Source organism: Mucilaginibacter sp. A5337, from assembly GCF_059690695.1.
Genome location: NZ_JCAWEC010000004.1, coordinates 651,985 through 673,504, shown reverse-complemented (window position 1 = coordinate 673,504; position 21,520 = coordinate 651,985). Strand labels below are relative to the sequence as shown.

Genomic DNA, 21,520 nt, shown 5'->3' with positions numbered 1-21,520 from the left:
CCGGTAACAACCTGATTAAAGAGAAACCAGTTTTAACGCCAATATGAACAATTGCAACCAGCTAACTAAATGGTGGGACGAAGCCCTTGATGGAAATGTCAAATCCTTTGGCAGGATCCATGACGAACTGTATTCCGGTTTATATTTCTATCTCTATAAAATTATCAAGGATGAAGCTGCCTCCCAGGATGTTTTGCAGGAGCTTTTTATCAAGCTGTGGGAGCGCAGGATAACCCTCGGACCTATCAGGAACGTTAAATACTATTTCTTTAAATCTGCCCGGTCGCTCGCTATTAATTTTTTAAAAGCGTCCCGGCCCGAGTTTGTAGGCCTGTCTGCAAATCACGATATCGATATTGTTTTTTCAAGGGAGGATGTGCTTGTTTCGGAAGAAACCGGCAGAGAAGTGGAGAAAATGCTTGCGCTCGCGCTCAATACCTTGCCAAGGCGTCAAAAAGAGATGATATTTTTAAAGTATTTTGATAACTGGAATTATGACCAGATAGCTGAAGTAACAGGCTTACAATACCAGTCGGTAGTTAATCACGTACACCGGGGGATTAACCAGTTGCGTGTTAAGCTATCGGAGGGCAATAAAATGGTTACAAGCGAGTTGGTGCTGTCATAAGCGTTAGTGGTTTATTCATACAGTTGGTTAATTGATTAAGGGGCTTGACGCCCCTTTTTTAGTGGTTTTGCTTTCCGGTACTATCAGGATCTTTGGCCTGTTATTTTGCTTCATTAATCTGTTCAATTGCTGTTGTGATATTCTTAACAGCAGCTGCATCATTTAATTTACCGCGTGCTTCTTTAACGGCATTTAAGTACTTGATAATGTACGGTGCAGCACCGTCTTTTTTATATTTTATGCCCATATATTGCAGTTCGGCAATGCCTTGCTGAACATATTCCGGTTTTTTTAAATTACCGATCATGGCTGAAAATTTGTCGGTCAGATGAATTTGCTCCTGCAATGTTCCATTTACGTAACGATGATATACGTATGGCCATTTTTCGTCGCCGCCATTGGTTGCATAAACTCTGGCGACGACTTGTGTCAGATCGCCCGCGTTGTCGGCTTCAAATCCTGCTGCATATTTTACTGCCGCAGCCGGATCAATTTCATTAAGCCCATAAAGAGCTGACGCCTCAACCTGGTATGACTGGCTTGTAAAGGCTTTAATAAATACGCTGGTATATTTAGGGTCTTTCACTGCCGCCAATGTTCTGAGCGCATATGCCCTTACCTGGTTATTTTCATCGTTGCCGGCCAGTTTAGCTATAGCAGGCAAGGCAGCATTTCTCAAATCCGGGCTGATATTCCGGATATCTTCCTTATTCATATTCAAAACCTGCAATGCTTTCAACCGCAAACCCGAAAACCGGTCAGTTAATGCGTCGACTATGATCTTTTGTGCGCTTTTGTCGTCCTGATTCTTTGAAGCAAAATCAATTGCCTCATACCTGTCAAGATATAACGGGGCATGGGCATATTGGAAAACGTATTCATCTAAAGATTTGTGATCTGTTTTGCTAACTACCAATACTTTATCTGCGTCTACATTAACCAATTCAGGTTTCGCAGGGGTTTTGAAAGATAGAGTATCGTTCCGGGAGTTGATCCAAACTTTATGTCTTTCAACCGTTCCGCTATGATAAAGGTCTATAGCTATCGGTAACTTAAATAATTGTCCGTCTTGCGTTTGGGAAATGTAAACGTTTTCTGTTTTTGAATGCTCATCCCAGCGGTAGCTAATATCTAAAACAGGGTGCCCCGCCTGATAATACCACTGTTCAAAAAACCAATTCAGGTCCAGCCCGCTTGCTTCTTCCATTGCCAGCCTTAGTTGCTGCGCCTCGGCGCTTTTAAAAGCATTAGCTGTCAGATAAATGTTGAGCCCTTTATAAAAAGCCTCATTTCCCAGGTAATTGCGTAACATATTAAGGATACGCCCCCCTTTTTGATAGGTTACGCCGTTAAACACATTATGAATGGCTTCGTAGTGAAAGTTAACCAACGGGATTTTAAAGTTTTCCGGATTTCCCAGGTAGCCCCGAAGCCCGCTATAAAAATGTTCATCAGCGGCGTCTTTGCCATATTTGTGCTCCAGCCAGAGGATTTCACCAAGATCAGCAAAAGATTCGTTTAAAGTTAAATTACTCCAGCTTTCACAAGTTACATAGTCTCCAAACCATTGGTGGAATAATTCGTGTTCAATGCCGGTGCTATAATATTGATCCAACAATTCGCGGCGTGTGCTTTGGCTTCCAAACACATTAGCCGTTGTATTTTCCATAGCACCGCTTACATAATCGCGCACTACTATGGCCGCATATTTATTCCATGGATAATCAACCCCGGTTATCTCCGAAAAAAAACTCATCGCTTCAGGGACATCACCAAATAAATCTTTTGCATATGGGGCATATTTGGGTTCAAGATAGTAGTTTACCTCCTTGCCCCGCCATTGGTCTTTGTAGATCTTGAAATCGCCCACACCCATCATAAACAAGTACGGGGCATTTGGCAATTCCATTTTCCAGGTATCTGTACGGGTGCCATCGGGATGTTTATTCTGCCCGGCCAGACGCCCGTTTGATAAGGTAACGTACTTAGCGGGAACGGTCATGCTGATCTCAGAAGTGGTTTTCTGATTGGGCTTATCAATGGTTGGGAACCACCCTGATGAGCTTTCGGGTTCTCCCTCAGTCCATATTTGGGTAGGTTTATTTTTTTCCGTGCCATCCGGGTTAATAAAATACAAACCTTTTTCATTATTGCGCAGGCCCTTCCGTTCATTGGGTTTAGCAGTATAGTCAATATAAATGGTATACTTTTCTGAACCGGAATAAGGTTTGTCGAGCCTAATGTTTAAGCTAAGGCTATCATAGGTGAATTTTAAAGGATGGAGCTTGCCGTTTGACTGGATTGCAATTATATGTATGTCCATCCCCTTTGCGTCAAGGCGCAATGAATCCGTGGTGTAAAAATGCGGCTTTAAAGTAATCCATTCCTTTCCGTACAGATATCGCTTTTTAAAATCGAATTGTACATTCAATTTGGTATGGATCAAATCGTTGACCCTTTGTGGACTCTCGCGATAGCGGTTTAACAAAGCATTATTTTGCTGGGCTAATGAGCTATCTGCAATAGCTAAAAAAGCGAGCCCGAAAATCAGGATGGTTAAATATGTTTTCATATCCGGTAAGTTTTATATACAAACCTATGATTTTTATAGTACTATTTATAACATAGTACTATAAAAATTAAAAAAATCTTATTTTCAGTGTTTTAGCCTTTAGTTATGAAGAATTTTTGGCAGCTTTTTAGGATGGAGGGATCATTGGTGGAACTTTGATTTGATTCTTTAGATCTGTTACCCAATTTTGCTATTTGTCGATGACTGTGGTCTCCGTTTGTTGTTTTTAGTACCCTATTTTGAAGTCAACCTTCGGGTTAAAAAAGAGGCTTTATCATAATCAAATTGACCACCCTTGGTGTTTTGTTACCTATGAACTAAAATTTAGCCGATAATTTTATACAAAATGGGGGTTAACATGTTTTTTGACAGAAAATAGCTCAATTACCTGACTGTAAGACATATATGTAAATGTTAACCCTAAATTGTGTTAACCCTGTTAACCCCCCTTTTTAGCAGCGGCAACCCAATCCAAAATCATATTTCGCTTGCTGAATAGGAAAAAAAAGAGGCTGATCATGATTTATGATACAGCCTCTTCACTAAGTAAATAAACACAACCTATCTTACCACCCCGGGTTCTGCGTCAAAGCAGGATTAAGGGTAATTTGTTGTGCAGGGATCGGATATAAATAATTTTTCTCCGAAAAGTTACGTGCAGTATTGTCAAGTATCAGCTGACCGTTGGCATCTAATGCATTGGTTGGTGCCGGTTTTAATGGGTTAGGACCAATATCGGCCTGGGTGCCTTTAAATTTAATACCTACCGGCCATGGGCTAACAAAAGCACTGATGTTTCCATAAGCAGTACCGCCGGTGTTGGTAACCAGGTCGGTTGTTGCGCTATGCCAGCGCTTGATATCATCAAACCTGAAATTTTCGTAATAAAGCTCAATAAAACGCTCTCTTCTTATCTCGGTGCGTAAATCTAATCCGTTTGCACCTGCAAAGCCGTTTGTTAATGCCGGCATATTTTTATTTACACGCAAACGCACCAGGTTAAGTGATTTATTAAGATCGGCATCTGTTATAGCTCCATCGCGTTCATAAACAGCTTCGGCATAGTTCAGCAATACCTCGGCATAGCGGATCACCGGGTAATCTTCAGATTCTTTTGTATCCGGGCAGTTGCGTTCCGTTACCCATTTTTGATTTGTATAACCGGCAATCTTAACAACTTTTCCCATAGATAGAGCAATATCGGCGGCGTCATTTAGCCAGGTTACCCGATAATTAGCGTTACCGTACCAGTAGTACATATTATTAACCTGGATAGTATACTTTAAGCGGTTATCGCGGTTTATAAATTCCGAACCATAGGTTTCAAAACCCTGAAACAACGGCGACTTTTCGATAGGCAGGCCATCCTGGCATAAAAACGCGTTAACATATTTATGTTGCGGCCCAATTTGCGTTCCCTGCCTGCTGATGTTGGTTCCGATTGTTTTGCTCACATCATCATAACGGTACGATAAAATGTACTCATGGTTAGCCGTTTTGGTAACTGAGGCCGGGTTTGATTTTGGGTTTTCGAGGATAAAAAGATATTTCTGTGCAGAATCACCCAATATGGTACTGTTGCCGCCCAGAGCATTTGACGCTGCTGTACCGAAAAGTGCAAATTGATTGCTGGTTATTACCGCGTTGGAGGCTGCTGCCGATTTATCAAGCAGCATATTATAACGGGTTGCATCTCCATTTCTGAATTTTAACCATGTGCCTTCATAAAGTGCAACACGCCCCAAAAATGCCTGCGCAGCGGGCTTGCTCACCCGGCCGAAATCTGCCGAGTTGGCTAAGATGGATGCAGGAAGATTAGGTATTGCCGCTTCCAGATCGGAAACGATCAAATCAACTACCTGATCGCGTGATGCCCTGCTGCCATAAAGTTCGGGCGAATCAAGGTTCAGCGTTTTGGTGATCAGCGGAACGCCGCCATAAAGCTGCAGTAATTCAAAATAGCAGTAGGCCCTGAAAAATTTGGCTTCGGCAACAAACTGGCTGATGCTGGCCTGATCGGTAAAAGTGGCTGCCTTTTCAAGTAAATAGTTGCAGTTCCTGATATTGACATAATTATTATTCCAATAATTATCACTTGCCGGAACAGTATTGATGCCTGCCCCGAAAGTGCCTCCACCACCAAACACATCTGCACGTCCGTCATAATGCGGATTATCTGCAAACGAATTATTGAAATTACGGAGATAGCCATAATATTGATTGGCAAACGTTTTAAAATCACCGGCAGATTTGAAGTAAGCTGCCTCTGAAAGCTGATCCTGCGGATTAAGGTTAAGCGACTTGTTGCAAGCGGACAAGCCTGTAATAATAATGATTGACAGGATACTAAAGATCCTTCGGTATATATTTTTCATAATCATTTCAATTAAAAAGTAATGTTTGCGCCTATGGTTACATACCTGTAGAAAGGATAACGCTCGTTGCCCGAGGTGGTACGGGTTATTTCAGGGTCCCAGCCGTCATGGACTTTGCTGTATTCCCACAGGTCGCTTCCCGAAATGTAGAACCTTAAACGGCTGATGGCTTTGGTGCGCTCCAATAATGACTTAGGTAAAGTATAACCGATAACAAGGTTTTTCAGGCGTACATAGGCCCCATTCTCAACCGACCAGCTTGAGATCTGATAGTTATAACCATTGATGCCATTGCTATGCAGATTAGGATAATATGCATTGGTGTTTTCAGGGGTCCAGGTTTTACCAACCCATTGTGTAGTTTGCGCCTGGCCAAGTGCAGTAAAAGGTACGCGCCAGTTGTTTGCACTACCATTGGCCCTGAAAATTGTCCGTTTCCCTACACCCTGAAAAATGCTTGTGAAATCAAAGCCTTTCCATTGCAGGCCCAATGTTAAACCGAAAGTATAACGCGGAACGTCACTACCTAAATAAATAAGGTCGCCCATGTCTTTTGCCGATGTACCGGTGGTAAGTTTGCCATCGCCGTTAACATCAACATAGTAATTATCACCCGGACGTAAGCCTGAATTTTGACCCGGTAAATTGGTGAGCGGTGAAGCGATAGGGATGCCAATAGTATTGATCACTCCTCCCGGAGCATAGTACGTGTTGTTATAGGTATCAACCTGAGCCTGTGTCTGGAAGCGGCCACCGTATTTCAAACCGAAATATGAACCAAGTGGATACCCCTCAACAGTGGCATTATAACCAGGGCCCAACGCCGGAACGCCATTAAAATATACCAGCTTGTTCTGGCTATCAGTTATATTGCCCGAAATGCTGTAAGTTACCTGACCAACGCGGTCTCTCCAGGTTAACTGTCCTTCCCATCCCCAGGTTTTCAGATCGCCGTTATTTGACTGGGGCGCGCCGATACCCAAAACAGCCGGATAAGTAACACTCACAAGCATGTTTTTATTTTGATTACGGAACACCTCAAAAGTTCCGTTTAAGCGGCCATTCAGTAAGCCAAAATCAATACCAATATTTCGTTTAATTACTGTTTCCCAGGTTCTGTTAAGCGAAACCAGGTTTCCGGTTGTTGTGGTTACAGTTGCAAGCGCTGTACCTAAAAGGGTATTGCTGCTGCTCACGTTCAGCGACTGCAGGTAGTCATAAAGGCCAATACCGCCCTGGCTGCCCGATGTAGCATATGAAGCACGCAACTTTAACTCGCTGAAAATATTTGTTTTTTTGATAAAACTTTCTTCGCCTAAGCGCCAGCCGCCCATGAGGCTGTAAAATGGTTTCCAGCGTTTATCTGAAATAAATTTTGACGAACCATCATACCTGCCGGTTGCTTCAAAAAGATATTTGCCTTTAAAAGCATAGGTAGCTCTTGCAAAATATGAACCCAGGGCATAATGGTTGCGTTGTTCAAAATTGGTAACAAAACCGGCCTGTGAACTGCTCAGCCCTAAATTTAATGAAGGTACATCGTCGCTGCCCAGGTTATAGGTACGGGTGTTGAACATATCATACTCATCCCTTTCGTATGAACTGCCAACCATTAATGATACATCGTGTACTTTGTTAAATGTATTGGCATAAGTTACGCGGCCAATGAGGTTATAATATTTATCATTGATATTAGCACGGAAATAATTTTCGCTGCCTCCTGAGGTGCCGCCTGATGGTGCAGTGGTACCGGTGAGGTATTTATCATCGTATGAATAAAGGCGCACAGTTTTGGTTTGCACACGGTCATCCTGCCACCAAACGTTATATCCCGCTGTTCCGGTGAAGGTAAGATGCTTCATGAAATTATAGGTAAGTGTTGAGTTTAACAGGGCCCGGCTGTTATTTTCCAGGTTGTCGCCGCCGTCCCTCAGCAAACCTGCCGGACTTGCCACGCCGCCCCACTGATAGGGTTTGCCAGATTGCGTGTACATAGGCAGGCCCACCTGAAACCCGTTACCAAGTGCACTGTAGCTACCAGTAGTATACATGGTTGGTTGCTGAATATTGTTTTGCTCAAGCGCAATGTTGGTTTCCCACTGCACCTTGTCGCTGAATTTGTAGTTGTTGTTCAGCCTCAGGTTGTAGCGCTGATTGCCATTATTACCTATCTGAAGCTGGCTGCCATCGTTTAAATATCCCAACGAAACACGATAGGTGTTTTTTTCGTTTCCGCCCGATACAGCAAGGTTATGTTGTGTTGATGTTGCCCTTCCCCATAAGTATTGCTGTAATGATACATCTATGAAATCCAGTTCCTTCACATCAAGAAACGCGGGTACTGGTAAGCCATTGTAGAATGAATTTGCGGTGATGCCTCCCGTAGTGTTTCCGGGAATCTGCGATGCCAGTATCACATTGCCTTTGTTGGCCAACGCAAAATTGGCCATCTGGTACCAAAGATCTGTTGTGGGAGCTACACCATAGTTATCATTGGTTTTAGCCTGGAGCAGGCCGTTTGCCCACTGATCGATGTTTGTCATTTTAGGCTGAAGACCTAAAAATTTCTCAGATACAGAAGGATCGTACTGGATCTGCATTTTACCTGCTTTGCCTTTTTTGGTGGTGATAAGCACAACACCATAAGCAGCACGCGCACCATAAATTGAAGCCGAACCATCTTTCAGCACCGAAATATTGTCGATATCATTAGGGTTGATAGAGTTAAGCTCGTTGTTATTGTTAAGGGCCACCCCATCCAAAATTACCAAAGGGTCCTGCCCGTTTACGGAGGTTGCGCCGCGGATCTGAAAATTCCAGTTTTCGCGCCCCGGCTGGGCCGAAGTCCTTGTTACAACCATACCCGGAACTTCACCCTGTAAATTGGCAATAGGATTATTGGTTGGCCCTCGGTCTTCAAATACCTTTGCGCTCACGGTGGCAATAGCGCCCACTACCGAGGGCTTTTTCTGTGTACCGTAAGCAACCACTACAACCTCTTCAAGGTCGCTTCTTTTGTTTGATAACCGGATGTTGATAACCGGATCATCGCCAACAGTTACCCTGCGTGTGTTATAGCCCACAAAAGCAAAGGATAATTTGGCCCCCGGGGTAATGGTTAACTTGTACTTGCCATTTACATCAGTTTGGATGCCATTGGTAGTTCCAATAACCTGCACAGTTACTCCAGGCAGGGGTTCCCTGGAGGTTGAATCTGTGACAGTACCGCTGATTTGACGGCTTTGCGCCGCGGCATGATACCCCATGCCTATCAGCAGCAAAAAAACTAAAAGGCACCTTGCCGAATACTTTTTTTGGTAAAAAAAACTCATAGTTCTTAAATTTTTAGGTTTATGACTTAGTGTGATGACCGGCTTATTCGCTCAATCACCATAAAGACATCTGCAGGTTTTTCTTATACTCATTAATGAATGAGATTCTTTTTTGAGGGACTGATTTGCCGGAATAATTGGGGGGGGATAGATGTCATGAGTATTTAAATCCGTTGGACTCTGAAGGGCCAATGACATTTCCACCATGTCATTGCGAGTGACCACCGGGGAATCCCCGGAAAAAATCGTAATGACGTGCAAGATATTTTTTAGAGATGGTTCGCTGGGCTGCGTTAGGGATGGGAGCGGATACCGGCCTGTGACTAAGGCTTGCGCAGTATGAGCGTACAGCCCGGGCCGCAGGCAACGCCCATATTGTAAAATTCACTCAAAAAAACATGCTTATTAATCAACAACTTACGACCACGTCATTATAAGGCACGAAACAATCCCCGACAGACAGGTAACGAGCGTTGTTCTATAGACTTACATCGTCGCGCTCTTGGCCGCGCTGGGCCAGATACTTTTGTCTTGACACAAAAGTATCCAAAAAGTCAAGTCAGCAGATAGGCTTCTTTGCGCACAAAGCCTTTGCCCTGCAAAACGAACAGAACCACGGGCTGCAATTATTTTGCCCCGCTTCGCTCGCGCATTCCCAATGCTTCTGCAAAAACTTGCTATGCCCCTTCCTGCGCTCAAGACCACCATTGTTCTGCCCGCTTTCACCCGAAGCTTACCTGCTGACGGGAACATTCTTTATTTATCATGTCATGGGTAGAGAGTAAAAGCCACGGCCTCTGAAGGAATTATGACATTTTGCCCTTTGTCATGGGTAGGCACGAAGCATCTTCTTCGCCCTGTAAAGCGGCCATGCTTGTTGTAGAAGATCCTTCGCTATCGCTCAGGATGACAAATTTTTTAATTATGTCATAGGTAGGTACGAAGCATCTTCTTTATCTTGTATAGCGGCTCTGTATCTTGTAGAAGATTCTTCGCTACCACTCAGAATGACAAGCTCTCTTTAAACATCTCATGGCGTAGTAACGAAGGATCTTCTTCACCTTGCTTAACGGCTTTGCATATTGAAGAGTATTCTTTGCTATCATTAAAAAGGGCATAATAAAATTCGTCACGAAACTTGTTTCAACACCACGCCCGCTAAGCAGCCACACTGATTAAATCGGCTACTTGCAGGTGCGGAAACAAGTTCGGCATGATATTACGCGGAAGTCATTCCTCCGGTAAAAATATTAAGATGGAAACTTCACAACCAAAAAATACTGTACTTTCAGAGTATCAGACAATCATAAAATTGTCTTGCTATAGTTAATATAATCTGCAATTAAGAATACAACCTCCCGCTATATGAAGCTTACTATAAAAATATTATTTGCCACCCTTTTAATACCTGCTTTTGTTTTCGCGCAGCAATCTGCCGGAAAAGGGCAAAGCATCGAAAAAAAGCAACTCAAGCCAATCAGTAATGATTTGTTCGGCGTTTTTTTTGAGGATCTGAGTTACTCGGCAGATGGCGGTTTGTACGCCGAATTAATTCAAAACCGCTCATTTGAATATAGCCCGGGCGATAATAAAAAATGGCAGCCGCTGAGCTTTTGGGAATATACCACAGCCGGCTTTGGATATGGCACAATTTCGGTAGAAAGTGCACAGCCTATTACCTCCACCAATCCACACTATCTCGTGCTGAATATCGACGATCCGGGCAAGGAAGGCATTGGAATCACTAATGCAGGTTTTGACGGTATTTGCCTGCATGCAGGCGAAAATTATAATTTTTCGGTATATATAAAGCAAATTTCTTCCGCACCGATACCTGTAAAAGTTGAGCTGCGCGGAGCGAAAGGCGTTTCGTACGGGCAATTTTCATTTAAAACACAGGGCAGCGGGTGGAAGAAATATGACGGCACCATTAAAGCTACTCAGGATGCCGATTCTGCAAAACTCACCCTGCTGGCACTGGTAAAATGTAAAATTGCAATTGATGAGGTTTCTTTGTTTCCCGAACACACGTTTAAAAATGAAAAGAATGGGATGCGGGCCGATCTTGCACAGGCCGTTGCCGACCTGAAGCCTAAATTTATGCGTTTTCCGGGCGGTTGCCTTGTTCATGGTGACGGGCTGGACAATATCTACCGCTGGAAAAACACCATTGGCCCTGTCGAATTCAGGCAGCAGCAACGGAATATCTGGAATTATCATCAAAGTTTTGGCCTTGGTTTTTTTGAATACTTCAGGTTTTGCGAAGATATCGGTGCAAAACCGGTGCCGGTAGTTGCGGCTGCGGTAAGCTGCCAAAATTCGGGAGGAACAAGAGGTACCGGACAAAAAGGCCTGCCCATGACCGAAATGAAATCATATATCCAGGATATATTAGACCTGATAGAATACGCCAATGGCCCGATAACTTCAAAATGGGGTGCCAAACGGGCTGCAGCCGGGCATCCAAAACCATTTCACCTGCAATATATCGGCATCGGAAATGAGGATAAACAAACCGATGATTTCAGAAACAGGTTTAAAATGATCTGCAATGAGGTGCGCGCCAAACACCCCGAAATTACTATCATCGGCACTGTTGGACCATTCCCTTCGGGCGAGGATTTTGACCTTGGCTGGGCTTTTGCCGATAAGCTTTCGGTGCCTGTTGTTGATGAGCATTTTTATCAGAAACCGGCCTGGTTTCTGGATAACAATGCACGTTATGATGGTTATCGGCGTACAAAATCAAAAGTATATATCGGCGAATATGCATCCTGGGGCAATAGTCTGTTCAACGCCCTTGCTGAAGCAGCTTTCATGACCGGGCTTGAAAGAAACGGCGATATTGTTGCAATGGCATCATATGCCCCTATGCTTGCTAATTTATCCCATACTTCCTGGAACCCTAACCTCATCTATTTCAATAACAAAATAGTTGTGCCTACTGCAAATTATTATGTTCAGCAGTTGTTTTCGGTTAACCAGGGCGATCTGTATGTTCCCGGGGTGATAAGATTTAAACAGGACGATGCTGTTAAAGATTCAACACTGGCGGCTTCATGCGTAAAAGACAGCAAGACGGGGAATATTATTTTGAAAATTGTAAATGCCGGGGCAAAAGAGGCAAATGCGGCAATTGACCTGACCGGTATCAATATCCCCGAACAACAGGCTACACTGAATTTGCTGAAAGGAAAGCCCTCTGATAAAAATACTATCAATGATCCAAAAGCAGTTCAAACAATAAGTCAGGAAATTACCACAACCAATCTTTCATCATATCTTGCACCGCCTTATTCCCTGAGTGTGATCAGGCTTAAAACAAACTGATATAAACATATTTAAATGCAAAAATTGCTAATCGTCGTTAACTAAAACTCCGGGCGTTTATGACCTGAGTCTCTGCGCAAAAACTTCAAAAAACAACTCATTCCTTTGAGTATCATTTGTGGTGTTCATTGTCTTTGGGGTGTCCGATTATAAAACTGTTCGTTCCTCGTCCTGGTAAAATTTCTAAACCTACCGGAACGGCAGTATACATGTACACCTAAACAATTAAACCATGAAAGAACTTTTTACGCTTTGTAATTACTTGACAGGGCAGCACCGAAGGATAAGGTTGCTGCTGTTCTCGCTGTCGGTGTTTGCGACGATGAACGTAAGCGCCCAAACATTTGTCCATCCCGGTTTAGCCTTTAACCAGGCCGACTTGAATCAATTGAAAGCAAACATTAGCCGCGAACCATGGCTGTCCGGTTATAATGCATTTAAAAATGACTCGCATTCACAATTGAGCTACGGGCAAAAGGGGCCCTTTGCAACAGTTACGAGGGCGCCCAACCTAAACAACAGCGCCTGGATTGACGATATGCAAGCTGTTCACAACCTGGCCTGGATGTGGTGGTTTACAGGCGATTCTACTTATGCCCGTAAAGCCACTAACCTGCTTGATGCCTGGGCTGTAACCAACACCACCTGGGGCGGCGGGGAATCTATGCTGGATATTGGCGATTATGCACAATATTGGGGTGTAGGTGCCGAAATACTTCGTTCTACCTTTCCCGGTTGGACCGCGGCTAACACACAGCATGTAAAAAATTATTTTGCCAATGTTTTATTCCCGACCTCCTGGGTACCCAGCCCCTTGCGCGATGCGAACAAAGGAGCCCTTCAGTTAAAAATAGCCCTTGCCGCATCGGTTTTTTGTGATGATCTCACCCGGTTTAACCAGGCGGTGGATGTGTACCGGATGGACGCGGGAGGAGGCATGCGTAATTCACTGCCTAACGGGGAGGTAGGCGATTCTGGCCGCGACGATCATTGGCGCGTGCAGGCAGCAGCACTGGCCTGGGGCGCTGAAGTTGCCTACAAGCAGGGCGTGGATATGTTTGCCGAATTGGATAACCGCGTATTGGCTATCGGGGAGCTGTATCATAAATACGCCTTTGACGGAGCCTCAATGATCTTTATCCCGTTAGGAGGGTATGCAAGTTATTGGACCAGCTGGGGGATTCAACCCGGAGCAAGGGCCGGCGATATGACTAATCTTATTTATAGTGCTTATAATGTGCGTAAGGGAATACCTACCCCTAATACCGACAGGATGAGGGCCGCATTGATGCAGGCTGGCTCCGCCAATTACTCTGCGGCAGGCGGCAATTTCTTATACCTGAAATCATCGGATTCATCTGCCGCGGTTAAGTTGCCCCAGGTATATTATCCTGCCGATCATGTGCAGCCGGTGAGCAACCTCACCAATATAGATATCGGTAACACCGGACTGGCCGGCAGCGCCTCCTACAATAACGGGATCTGGACACTTAACGGAGCCGGAACTTCCACCAGTAATGCATTCAGCTTCAATTTTAAGAAAATCAGCGGTGATGCCGGCCTGGTGGTAAAAGTTGAGAGTATGTCGTTAAATACCGGTGGTTGCGGTGTCATGTTACGCCAATCGCTGGCACCTGGTTCGGCTTTTTATGATATCTTCCTCAAAGCCACAGGCGGTGCCGGAAACCACTGGCAACCCAAGGCTCCCTGGTGGTTAAAAATTGAGCGCGTAGGCACTCGTATATTTACATACCATTCGCAGGATGGTATTAACTGGACCGGTCTCGGTTGCTGGTATTCTGCAACAGGTTTCCCAACTGATTTATTTGCCGGATTTTATACCCTTTCCAGCAATAACTCGGCACTAAATACCGCCACGTTCAGTAATGTGGCTTACAGTCAATCCGCACCTGCCGGATCGCCGGAGATTAGCAGTGCCACTACGGCCACAGCTACTATTGGTGCGCCGTTTAGTTATAGTATCATTGCCAGCGCCAATCCATCTTCCTATAGCGCCAGCGGTTTGCCTTCGGGGCTTAGCCTTAATGCAACTACCGGCGTTATCTCGGGCACACCTGCCACGTTAGGACAAAGCGAAGTTACCATAGCCGCCACCAATGCCAGCGGTACCGGTACGGCTACCCTGATGCTGAACGTAGTCAATAACCAGGTACCAACCGCGCCTGCTTCGGCTGTGGCATCGGTTGTCAATACCACACAAATTAATCTTACCTGGGCAGCTTCGGCCAATGCTACCAGTTATTCTGTAAAACGGTCGTTGTCGTCTACCGGGCCGTTTACCACTATACAGTCGGGTATAACCGGTACATCGTACATTGATGCCAGCCCTGTATCCGAAGTAAACAATTACTATGTTATTACCGCACTTGCGGGAACATTGGAAAGCGGAAATTCGGCTGTGGTTTCCGGGTCAGTACCTCCGGCTACTCCTGTCGCGTTAACTGCAGTAAGCAAAAGTCATGAAATTGACCTGAGCTGGAATGCAGCTTCAGGGGCAGCCACCTATAATATAAAACGGGGTACGTTAAGCGGCGGCCCTTATACAACGGTTGCCAACGTGGCAAGTACCAGCTTCGCCGACCTGAACGTAAGTAACGGAAGCCCCTATTACTATGTAGTTTCATCTGTGGGCCAAACCAAAGAAAGCGCCAATTCGGCCGAATCATTTGGTGTGCCGGGCTCAAGCACTTCAACCTGGAGCCCTCAACCTGAATCCGACTCGCTTACACTTGCCCGGAACTGGCTGGAAAACGCAGCACCGGTTAATCCGGCAATTATAACGTTTCAGTCCAGTGCGGATACCGTACTGACCAACGATATTCAAAACCTCGTAGCATCCAGGATCCAGTTTAACGCAGGCGCCAATAATTATTCGATAGACGGTGCTGCAATACATTTGCGAAATGACCTGGTTAATAACAGTACGGCATATCAAACCCTGAAAATGCCTGTAACGCTTGATACACTGCTTAATATAAATACCCCCGGAGTGAACGGGACGGTAGCTTTAACAGGTCAAATCACTGGTACCGGCAGCCTGCTTAAAAATGGTATTGGGTTTGCTTACGCGGGGGGTAACAATACTTATTCGGGTGGTACTACGCTCAACGGAAACGGGCAAAGCTGGCCGCCGGTTTATGGTATGGAAATATCAGGAACAAGTACCGGAGCGCCTTCTGCCCCTACCTCAGGCCCTCTCGGTACCGGGAAAATAACAATGAACGGAGGTGCACTTTTTTCGGTGAATGCTGATGCTACCTTATACAACGATATTGAAATCGCGGCCGGAAAAACCAGTTATTTTTACCAAACCAGCTACGCTTTAAACCTTTATGGCCGACTTACCGGCAGCGGAACAATTATTCAGGATGGTAACGTATATGCCGGGTTGCACCTGTTTGCTGATAACAGCAGCTTTACAGGATACTTTGTTTCCAAACTGCGCAGTGGTAACTCTCGTACCCGCTTCGAGGTACCACAATCAGGTAGTGCAAATGCATCCTGGAACCTTGACGCCAATGGTAACGACTGCCAGGGAATTATGTTCCCTACCGGCACCATCAGTTTTGGCTCGTTAAGCGGCAGGGGCGCTATCCGTACAGATGGCGGCGGCAATCCAACTATCAGTATTGGTGCTTTGAATATATCAACCAACTACGGCGGAACAATGACAGGTACTATGAATGTTGAAAAAGTTGGTACAGCTGTTTTGATATTTTCCGGTAACCAGGCTTATTCGGGTACAACAACCATCAAAAACGGAACTTATTTACTTAATAACGATCCTAACAGTGGCACATTCACCAGTCCGGTAATTGCTTCGGCAGGCACATTCGGTGGCACCGGACAAAGTACTTCAACAGCAACCATAGGTACCGGTTCGGGTACAGGCGCGGCACTGGCTCCCGGTAACCTGGCCATCGGCTCCTTAAAAGTAGGCAGCCTTATTATGAATGCCGATGCTACTTATAAAGTGGAATTAAATACAAGTGCGGCTACAAGCGACAAAGTAAGCGCCGGTACTGTTAATTTATTAAACCAACCTAAGCTACAGATCACGGCAATTGATTCGACCAGCCTGGCCCAGGGAGCATCATTTACCATTATCGACAATACAGGAAGCGCTGCGATAGCCGGTACTTTTAAAGGTTTGCCCGAACTTGCCCCGGTAACCGTTGGTAATTTCACACTTCGCATCAGCTATAAAGGCGGCACCGGTAATGACGTTGTACTTCTGGACGACCGACCATTGCCTGTAATTATCACCAGTGCGCCAACAGATACTACGCTGATAGGAAAACCAATGACTTATACCGTAACCGGGATTAAATCGCCCAACCATTTTTCGGCCATCGGGTTACCGACCGGACTGCAAATTGATTCTTTGTCGGGCAAAATTTCAGGAACACCAACCCAGTCAGGTACTTTTAATGTTAGCCTGACAGCAGGCAACGGCAGCACAACAGGAACTTCCACACTTGCACTTACAGTGCTTGGCAGTGCTGTAAACTCACTGATAGTAGCTGCCGGAGATGCTAAAAACATTCTTGAATGGAAATCACTTCCCGGGTATAGTTATAACGTTAAACGTTCAACAACCTCAGGAGGGCCATATACCACTCTTGGATCAGTTAACAATCTTACCTTCACCGACAGTAACGTAAGCAATGGTACAACATATTTTTATGTAGTAGCCCCTGCAGACAGCACCGGCGAAGGTGCAAAAAGCACAGAAGTAGTTGCCAAACCCAATACAGGGCAACGTGATTTTTATCAATTTGATGAAGCAAGCGGAACCAGGGGCATTGATGCATGGGGCGCTAACCATGGTGTACTTGCAGCAACAGCAAACCGGGCTACGGGCAAATACGGCAAATCACTGCTGCTTGACGGCTCGGCAAATGCTTATGCAACGCTGCCTACCGGCATTTTCAGCACCCTTAATGATTTTACCATATCCGCCTGGGTAAGGATGGATGCCATAAGTACCTGGATGCGTGTTTTTGACTTTGGTTCAAGCACTACCCAATACATGTTCCTGACCGTGCAGGCGGGTGTAGTAAGCGGCCAGTCAACCATTCGTTATGCAACTAAAAACGGCTCAGCTGCCGAACAGAATATCAACTACAATTATACCTTCCCGCTCAATACATGGACTTACCTGGCGGTAACACGGGCTGGCAATACTACTACGCTTTATATAAACGGTACATCGGTTGTTTCTTCAACAAACATCACCATCAAGCCATCGGCAATGGGAAACACCACACAAAATTACCTTGGTAAATCGCAGTTTAACGATCCGATGTTCAAAGGATCCATCGATAATTTCAAGATCTACGGCAGGGCGTTGAGCAGCACCGAAATAGCTGCCGATGTACTGGGCGACCAAACGATTACTTTCGCCTCTATCGACGGAAAAACTTTTGGCGATGCAGATTTTGTACCTCCGGCAACAGCTTCATCAGGTTTGGCAGTTTCTTATAACAGTTCGGATACTACTGTTGCCAGTGTGATAAGCGGTGCCGTCCACATTAAGGCAGCGGGAACAGCAACCATCACTGCGTCCCAGCCGGGCAATAGCAGCTTTAAAGCAGCTACCCCGATCAATCAAAGCCTTACCGTTAGCAAAAAAGCACAAACCATCACATTTAATGCCATCCCCGCAAAAACAGTTGCCGACAGTGACTTTGTAGCCGGGGCAACGGCCAGTTCAGGTCTCGCAATAAGCTATAGCAGCTCCGACAGTACGGTAGTCCAGATAGCGGGCGGAAAGTTGCACATTACCGGTTCGGGTACCGCCTTGATCACCGCTTCGCAGAGTGGAAATGCTAATTATCTTGCAGCCCCGCCGGTTATACAAAACGTAACCGTTAACAAACTGAGCCAGAGTATCAGCTTTGCAGCCTTGCCGTTAAGCAGGCCTGGCGATGCTGATGTGAGCCTAAGCGCCTCATCCAGCTCTGGGCTTCCGGTTGTTTACACCAGCTCAAACTTAAATGTAGCTACGGTCATTAACAATAAACTGCATATTGTAGGCGCAGGCAATAGCGCTATTACAGCACAACAGAGTGGTAGTGCCCGTTTTGATACAACCGCTGCGAGCAAAACCTTCACTGTGTTGCCGTACAATATCCAGGTACAATCATCCGATGGAGACAACAACCAGCCTGCAAACAATGTGATCAAACCATATCTGAAAATTGTTAACCAGGATTCTGTAGCCGTTAATTTCAATGAACTTACCATGAGGTACTGGTTTACTGCAGAGAACTACTCAGGCATCAATTCATGGATTGATTATGCCCAGATGGGAAACAGCAACGTTACCATGAAATATGTTCAGCTACCCGACCCGCACACGGGGGCTTTTGGCTATATTGAATATGGTTTCCCGACAAACAGCCAACTCAGCGCAGGCAGTAATTCGGGAGTTATTCAGTCAAGGTTTGCTAACCAGGATTGGTCGAACTTTTCGGAGACTGATGATTATTCGTACCTGCCGTACACCGGAAACTATACTGCAAACAGTCACATCACCCTTTACCGCAACGGACAATTGATTTATGGGACCGAACCAACTGCAGTAGCAGCTGCCCCGGCATTTACCGTATCTTATCAAAATCAAAACCAGGGCACTACCGGAAACGCAATCAGTACCTACCTCGTGCTTAATAATACAGGCAACGTACCTGTCAATTACAACGATCTGTCCGTACGTTACTGGTTTAGCCGCGAAGGCACTGCCGGGCTAAACTTTTCTGTAGGTTACGCCAAACTGGGCAACAGCAAAATCAACAACCGGTTTGTTACTTTAAGCCCAGCCTTAACCGGTGCGGATACCTACCTTGAATTAACCGTCGATCCATCAGCCGGGTCACTTTATCCGTTAAGCAATACAGGTAACATTCAGTACCAGGTCAATAAAACAGATTGGTCGGCATTTAACGAGGCAAATGATTATTCGTATGCAGCCAAAGCCGCCATGGCGCTCAACAATCACATTACCGTTTACTATAAAGATCAGCTGATTTATGGAACGGAGCCTTCCCTGCTTAGCAACAACTCGCTGGCTTCAAACATTGGCTCAAAAACCGGTATTGTACAGGATAATAATGCACCTATCGGTACGGTGCAGAATAATGTTATCTACCCAAATCCGGTGGCTTCGCGCAGTTTCAACATTAAATTAACGCCTGATCTTGATCAAAAAGACATCAATCTTGTTATCCGGGATAATTTTGGCAAGGTTATGCAAAGCGGCAAGTACCGCGGTTTTGGCGGCAATGTGGGTGTTCAGTTAACCCGGTCATACATGACCGGAGTTTACTTTGTTCAGATCAACAATTTAACACCATTGCGCCTGATAGTAAGCCCATAATTTTAAGCTAAAAGCCAAATGCACAAAGCATAAAGCTGACACTTTGAGACGTAAAAAGGGACGACAAAATTGTCGTCCCTTTTATTATTAACAGATATCCTGTTTCTTACCCAAAAGTAAAACAAATTAATACTCCGTAGCGCCGATATCAAAAGCCGCACCGGAAGGACGTGTGGTGCCATAATAATCAAATTTTATACCGTAGGATAAAACGTTTGCACCCTGATCGATAAGCGGCGATGACGATTGTAAATGGAAATCATTACCGTTATAATTTACAAAACCGCAAACACTTACATCTGTGTTCACATAATTGTTTGATTGGGTAAGTTTAACGCTGCTGCTTTTTAAGATTATCGGCTGTACAGATGCCCGCTGTATAATAACATTATTAATAACGGTGTTCATCGGGATGGTTTCAGAGTTTAACTTTATTCCACCTAAAACGGAGCCTACAATGGTATTATTGATAAACTGAAAATTGGGGCCGGGAGTATACCGCGAATCTGCAAAAATACCGTAGGCCTTTGAGTCTATAATATAATTATTGAATACCTGATTATCCCCAAGGCCAAGAACAATGATACCGTTGCCGGGTGCATTCTTAACCACGTTATTATAACATTGCCCGCCGGTGCCTTCCCCTATTTGTATACCATTATTTTGATAGGAAGCAAACGGACTTATCCCCGGGTTGTTAACTGTGTTGTTATAGATCATGCATCCCGACGTAGCACTGCCGACCTGGATCCCTTCGGCACCGGTTGAATCGACAAGATTTTTGTAGATCCTGGCATTCACGACATCGTGAGGTAAAACTGTACCGCAGGAAGTTGAAACACCATCCTGATAGAAAGAATTTCCGATATAAAGACCTTCCCCACCAGTTTTGTGAACGTAATTATCGTGGATTATCACATTCGCCATAGTAAAATGACCGCGCCAGGTTGCAGGATCACATGATGGATCTGTTTTTGCCATGATACCTGCAAAGCCGCTGTTACGCACCTCAACATTCGCGATCTCAAAATCCGAGCTTAGGTCGTCCATCGTCATACCAATGTTGCCCCCGTTTACATCAAACCCGTATTTAATTGAAGAAACTCCATTTCCCATTACTTTAAAGTACTGGCAGTTTTGTGTCTTAAACGCGTATGAGGCGGTAGTTTCTGTAGTGAAAGACACTTTGCCCCCCTGATTCACGATTAAGATTGGCGCAGCTGCTGTTCCTTTAAAATTTTTGAGTAGCAAGGCTCCCCGTGTACCTGCAGGTATATAAATTGTAGCCCCTGCGGGGATATTTGTCCCGTCAACCATCCACTCAGTAGTTTTAACTGTATAAGTATAGCTACTTACTGGTTTGGTTTTCAAACTTTGCAATTTCGCATTCTGCTCCGGAATTGAGGCAGCTGGTTTCTCAATTTTGTTTATGCCTTTTGTACACCTTGCGAAGCATGATATTGCCAATGCACCGGCAATCATGTGTATTAAGTAATTGTTTTTTTTCATTTAAAAACCTGAAAAAGTCTTGATCGTATTGAATTAATAGTTTGGTAAACCAATCTGTACTTACCGCGCAGAACCGCTTGTTTTACGTTGCTTCTTCAGATATTGTTGCCAGCGAGATAATACACACTGACAAACAGTAACTTATAAATTTAAACAGGAATAAAAATTGTAAAAAAGGAGATTATCCTGCCCTCTGGTTCAACTCCACCAGGTAGGCAATTGGCAAAAAACACCCGGAACTGCTTGCTTGTTGGAGACTGTTTAAAAACAAATGGAAAGTTTTTTGCAGAGACGCATCACATGCGTCTCCCGGCAGACAGGCTGATTTAAAAGGCTTCTAATCCCATCGGAAATTGCACGAGGGAGACGCAT

General features: G+C 44.8%; 7 protein-coding genes. 3 read left to right on the top strand and 4 right to left on the bottom strand.

Going from position 1 to position 21,520, the window contains the following annotated elements; translation table 11 throughout:
* Positions 1-43: 43 nt before the first annotated feature.
* Positions 44-628, top strand: coding sequence for an RNA polymerase sigma factor (locus AC59JO_RS16800; protein WP_413669594.1), 585 nt, complete (start codon positions 44-46; stop codon positions 626-628).
* 100 nt (positions 629-728) lie between these two features.
* Here AC59JO_RS16800 and AC59JO_RS16795 read toward each other — a convergent pair whose 3' ends face one another.
* The 3 genes from AC59JO_RS16795 to AC59JO_RS16785 form a co-directional block, all read right to left on the bottom strand.
* A complete protein-coding gene (locus tag AC59JO_RS16795) occupies positions 729-3,200 on the bottom strand; it encodes a M1 family aminopeptidase (protein ID WP_497306615.1) in 2,472 nt (823 codons plus the stop codon).
* Positions 3,201-3,766: 566 nt separating this feature from the next.
* Complete coding sequence (locus AC59JO_RS16790; protein ID WP_497306613.1) at positions 3,767-5,575, bottom strand: RagB/SusD family nutrient uptake outer membrane protein; 1,809 nt, start codon at positions 5,573-5,575, stop codon at positions 3,767-3,769.
* A gap of 11 nt (positions 5,576-5,586) precedes the next feature.
* On the bottom strand, positions 5,587-8,907 hold the full coding sequence (locus AC59JO_RS16785) for a SusC/RagA family TonB-linked outer membrane protein (protein WP_497306611.1): 3,321 nt from the start codon (positions 8,905-8,907) through the stop codon (positions 5,587-5,589).
* A gap of 1,365 nt (positions 8,908-10,272) precedes the next feature.
* Between AC59JO_RS16785 and AC59JO_RS16780 the strand changes: the two genes are divergently transcribed.
* Both AC59JO_RS16780 and AC59JO_RS16775 read left to right on the top strand, forming a co-directional pair.
* The gene (locus AC59JO_RS16780) at positions 10,273-12,237 is read left to right on the top strand and encodes an alpha-L-arabinofuranosidase family protein (RefSeq protein WP_497306609.1); all 1,965 of its coding nucleotides are present in this window, start codon (positions 10,273-10,275) and stop codon (positions 12,235-12,237) included.
* Between the two features lie 232 nt (positions 12,238-12,469).
* Positions 12,470-19,639, top strand: coding sequence for a cellulose binding domain-containing protein (locus AC59JO_RS16775; RefSeq protein ID WP_497306607.1), 7,170 nt, complete (start codon positions 12,470-12,472; stop codon positions 19,637-19,639).
* 126 nt (positions 19,640-19,765) lie between these two features.
* Here AC59JO_RS16775 and AC59JO_RS16770 read toward each other — a convergent pair whose 3' ends face one another.
* Entirely contained in the window at positions 19,766-21,148 is a 1,383-nt protein-coding gene (locus AC59JO_RS16770; protein ID WP_497306605.1) for a right-handed parallel beta-helix repeat-containing protein, read from the bottom strand.
* Positions 21,149-21,520 lie beyond the last annotated feature (372 nt).